Origin of the sequence: Paenibacillus sp. MAEPY2 (assembly GCF_000499205.1) — a bacterium.
In the GTDB taxonomy this organism is placed as follows: domain Bacteria; phylum Bacillota; class Bacilli; order Paenibacillales; family Paenibacillaceae; genus Paenibacillus; species Paenibacillus vandeheii.
The window spans coordinates 1-3,545 of record NZ_AWUK01000081.1 but is presented as its reverse complement, the minus strand read 5'-3'; the positions used below and the strand labels follow the sequence as shown (position 1 = coordinate 3,545).

Here is a 3,545-nt window from a genome sequence, read left to right as displayed (position 1 = left end):
AATTTATATAAGGGTGATAATGTCGAGGGACAAGTACATGGTCCCATTGAAGTCGCTATTTTAGCGGCTATTTTATTTTATCGGTACAAGTTCTTGTCCCGAGCCATGGACAAGAACTTGTACCGATTGCCGAAATGGACAAGAACATAGTCCGATTGCCGATTAGATGGATATCTAAATATCGATCACATGCACTTAAAGCTTCATTAAGTATCATAAAACATGAACATGTTCACATTGTTATGTGACAACTGACAAGGTGAGAGGTTAAAGACGGTTGCTCGGTATTAATAAGGCGACTTATCTGACTGAAAATAGCTGCTGAGGACAAGAACTTGTACCGATTACCGTGTTGGACAAGAACATGTTCCTATTGCCGATTAGGCGTGTATCTAATCGTCATCTTGCCTTCAATTCATTAAACTAAGGCAGGATAGTTCGTTTTAGTCATGAAGAATCGTATCCATAAATAGCGTGGGAAATTTTAGTGTGGACTAAAAAAATCAGATGATAAGAAAAGCTTACCCACCACTGCACTTACCTGTTGGTACAAGGTTCAATCGCGTAAGTACTATTGACGTAAACACTCTTTGTAAGATGTGAAGTACTGATATCCTATCTGTGCGAACTCGTTATAAAGGGTGTTATTTTCATTTTGCAGAAGGTTTATAATTAATCTAACACCAATAAGCAAGAAATTTTGAAGGAATTGAAATGGCCGATGTATGTAAAAAAATCATTTTATAGGAATAAATGAAGAATAAACATTTGAGAAAATATCCTTTTCCAGAAATGTTTTTCAATTATGTAACGTCTTTTAAGGTAATACAATTAAATTTGGAAGTGGGTTCTAAAGATGCGAAAAACAAGTGTTTTATTTTTGCTTGTTGTGTTTATGCTGGTAAGTGTCGCTTGTAATACAACGAGTGAAAAAATTGAGGGGAGTTCTGGTACCGAAAGAGCAATTCAAGGGAAAATCATAATTAATAAATTACCGATACGCACAACAATTCAGGAATACAAGCTTCATACTCAAAAGGATGTAATCCTTGAAGTTGAAGATTCTTCGAACACCACATAGTTTACTGATGCGATTAAGGATTCAAAAAATAAGCGGAATAGCTAATGTAGCTTCTCCAAATTATGAAGTGACCATTCAGAACGATGGTAATGAAATTTCGTGTTATTTATGGATCAATATTAACGACAAAACGAAGAAAAGTAATGCGATGTACATGAATAAAGATGATACGGACACTGGGTACAAAATATCAGTTGAAAAAACGGAGTCACTTATTAAATTAATTAATGAGATCGATAGGGGATGAAAACAGTAAACAACGATGCTGACAAAGGTACAAGTTCTTGTCCCATTCAAAGTCGCTATTATAGCGGCTTTTTTGTTTTATTTTTTTTATTATGAAATCTGAGACCGGGTTGTCGAGGAACAATAACTTGTACCGATCGCCGGAATGGACAAGAACATAGTCCTATTACCGATTAGGTGAATATCTAAAGTGGAAGTGGTGGGTCTCTTTTGAGTGACTAAAACGCTGAAGGCTGGATTATGATCAAAAGACCAGCTTCAATACTCGGAAGTATATCAACTGGAACTTTAATCCCATTTGAAATGGATATAACAAGCTCGTCAATAAGCACTTTAGCAAAGAAATGTAGAGGATGGCGAATGTGCTTTTGTATCAAAGAGTGAAAATATTATCTAGATCGTACTTTGTCCTGACTTGTACTTGTAGAGGGACAAGAACTTGAACCGATTACTGTATTGGACAAGAACATGGTCTTATTACCGATTAGGAATATAACTAATCGGTCTTTTCTTCGTTAAATCATTAAGCTAACGAAGGGTAGTTGAATGTCCGTAAAGGTATAAAAAAAGGATCGTAGCTTTTCTGCACCGATCCCTATTTTCAACCGTTAGTGAAAACAGAAGCATTTTCTAATTAAAAGTTGCATTTAGATGGCTTACAATTTTTTGAGCATCATATTTTACCCAACCCAATAAGGCTGAACCCCTAGAACTTTGCCAAGGTAGCCCGACAAAATACAATCCAGCAACCTGGGAAACACCTTCAGTATGTTGAATTTGGCCATGCAAATTAAATGCGTCATGTATATCAATCCATTGGTCATCTCGCCTGAATCCAGTAGCCCAAATTATATTATTCACCTTGATCTGAGTCCCATCCTCAAATGTAATATAGTTGCCACTAGCGTTCAGTGCCCGAGGAGCAACACATACTTCTCCGCTTTTAATTAGTCGTTTCAGATCATATCCATATACTTGCTCAGTCTGGTTTTTTAACCATCTACCAACTGGACTCTGAGTCTTAGCACGGAGAAACCCGAGTTTTTCAAAGTACCAGAAGATGCTTCGATTCATAATGTACAAAGGCTTAAACGCAATCTCCCGTGCTATGGATATGTATATTGAGTTGTTTCTATTTTGATCTTTTGCCAGCTCCACTGCTATTTGAGCACCAGAGTTTCCTCCACCAACAACCACCGTGTTTCCAGGTCTTAACTGTTCCGGATTTAAGTATTCTGAAGAATGCAACTGGATAATTTCATCTGAAAAGGACTTGTAAAAGGGCGGGATATTGGGGACTTGGAAAGGGCCTGTTGCAACGATAATTTTACGCGCCTCCATTATACCACCATTGGATGATTCTACTATGAAGTGTTTATCCTTCTTACGAAGTCGTTTAATTAAACATTTCAACATGATGGGTAACTCCATGTGATTTGCATATGATTCAAGATAACTTGCAATCTCATCTTTACTCGGTAGACCATTTTGATCCCCATTCAACAACATTCCTGGTAATCCATCATACATGCGAGGTGTGAAGAGATGGAGTGATTCGTATCGGCGACGCCAAGAATCGCCTATTGATGGTGCAGAGTCCAAAATCATAAAGTTTAAACCCGTTTGTTTTAAGTAATACCCTGTGGCTAATCCGGCTTGTCCTGCACCAATAACTAACACATCGTACATAGTTATCCTCCTTCAATTGAGTAATCAACTTCAATCAAATTTTCGTTTGATTGAATAATTATAATATGGTAAGGTAACAATAATCAAATACAACTTTGATTGACTGGAGGGTATATTTATGAAGGACAGTTGTGAAATTTACTGTTATGACGAGCCTAAAGTTCGTAAAGTACAAAAGGCATTAGAACAGCAAGATATAAAGGGCATGGCCAAGATGTTTAAAGTTCTGGCCGATGAAACTCGAATGAAGATCGCGTTTGCTTTATGTGAAGAGGACGAGCTTTGTGTTTGTGACGTGGCCAATATTACAGGGTCCTCACTTGCAACTGCATCTCACCATTTGCGATCACTAAAACAGCTTGGAGTAGCTAAATACAGGAAAGAAGGAAAGTTGGCGTTTTATTCACTGGAAGATGAATACATGCGCCAATTAGTTCATTTAGCTTCAACACATAGCAAGGAGTCGATGTTGCATGCAACAACATGAAGAAGAAAACAGTAATAAAGAGGTCTATCGTGTACAAGGGTT

General features: G+C 37.4%; 3 protein-coding genes. 2 read left to right on the top strand and 1 reads right to left on the bottom strand.

Annotated features, from left to right (window positions below):
• Nucleotides 1-856 precede the first annotated feature (856 nt).
• A complete protein-coding gene (locus P364_RS37490; RefSeq protein WP_152532794.1) occupies nucleotides 857-1,081 on the top strand; it encodes a hypothetical protein in 225 nt (74 codons plus the stop codon).
• A gap of 876 nt (nucleotides 1,082-1,957) precedes the next feature.
• Here P364_RS37490 and P364_RS0134170 read toward each other — a convergent pair.
• Nucleotides 1,958-3,016, bottom strand: coding sequence for a flavin-containing monooxygenase (locus tag P364_RS0134170; protein ID WP_024634450.1), 1,059 nt, complete (start codon nucleotides 3,014-3,016; stop codon nucleotides 1,958-1,960).
• A gap of 118 nt (nucleotides 3,017-3,134) precedes the next feature.
• On the opposite strand from P364_RS0134170, the gene P364_RS0134165 reads away from it, so the two are divergent.
• Nucleotides 3,135-3,503, top strand: coding sequence for an ArsR/SmtB family transcription factor (locus P364_RS0134165; protein ID WP_024634449.1), 369 nt, complete (start codon nucleotides 3,135-3,137; stop codon nucleotides 3,501-3,503).
• The last annotated feature ends 42 nt before the right edge of the window (nucleotides 3,504-3,545 follow it).

Bases quoted from the DNA above. Each gene is read 5' to 3' on its own strand.
- P364_RS37490 (WP_152532794.1), top strand. From the start codon at position 857: ATGCGAAAAACAAGTGTTTTATTTTTGCTTGTTGTGTTTATGCTGGTA.
- P364_RS0134165 (WP_024634449.1), top strand. From the start codon at position 3,135: ATGAAGGACAGTTGTGAAATTTACTGTTATGACGAGCCTAAAGTTCGT.
- P364_RS0134170 (WP_024634450.1), bottom strand. From the start codon at position 3,016: ATGTACGATGTGTTAGTTATTGGTGCAGGACAAGCCGGATTAGCCACA.